The 710-nt window shown below is 49.2% G+C and carries 1 rRNA gene; it reads right to left on the bottom strand.

The features are described from left to right. Window positions 1-613 (bottom strand): 23S ribosomal RNA (locus tag AC07T0_RS31730); the annotation flags it as partial. Between the last annotated feature and the right edge of the window lie 97 nt (window positions 614-710).

The following is a 710-nucleotide window of genomic DNA, read 5'->3' as shown; positions in this document are numbered from 1 at the left end:
CTCCCCTATTCGGTTAAGCTCGCCACTGAAAATAAGTCGCTGACCCATTATACAAAAGGTACGCAGTCACCCAACAACGTGGGCTCCCACTGCTTGTACGCATACGGTTTCAGGATCTATTTCACTCCCCTCTCCGGGGTTCTTTTCGCCTTTCCCTCACGGTACTAGTTCACTATCGGTCAGTCAGTAGTATTTAGCCTTGGAGGATGGTCCCCCCATATTCAGACAAGGTTTCTCGTGCCCCGTCCTACTCGATTTCATGACCAAGAGATTTTCGCGTACAGGGCTATCACCCACTATGGCCGCACTTTCCAGAGCGTTCCGCTAATCTCAAAGCCACTTAAGGGCTAGTCCCCGTTCGCTCGCCACTACTAAGGGAATCTCGGTTGATTTCTTTTCCTCAGGGTACTTAGATGTTTCAGTTCCCCTGGTTCGCCTCTTGCACCTATGTATTCAGTACAAGATAACCATCTTATGATGGCTGGGTTCCCCCATTCAGACATCTCCGGATCAAAGTCTGTTTGCCGACTCCCCGAAGCTTTTCGCAGGCTACCACGTCTTTCATCGCCTCTGACTGCCAAGGCATCCACCGTATGCGCTTCTTCACTTGACCATATAACCCCAAGCAATCTGGTTATACTGTGAAGACGACATTCGCCGAAAATTCGCAAAACTCTTAAGAGTCACTCACAAATTTTACCTTAGCCTGA

The sequence above is a fragment of the Pseudomonas sp. GW821-FHT04D07 genome, from assembly GCF_059420225.1.
This window is presented reverse-complemented; position numbering and strand designations above follow the sequence as displayed.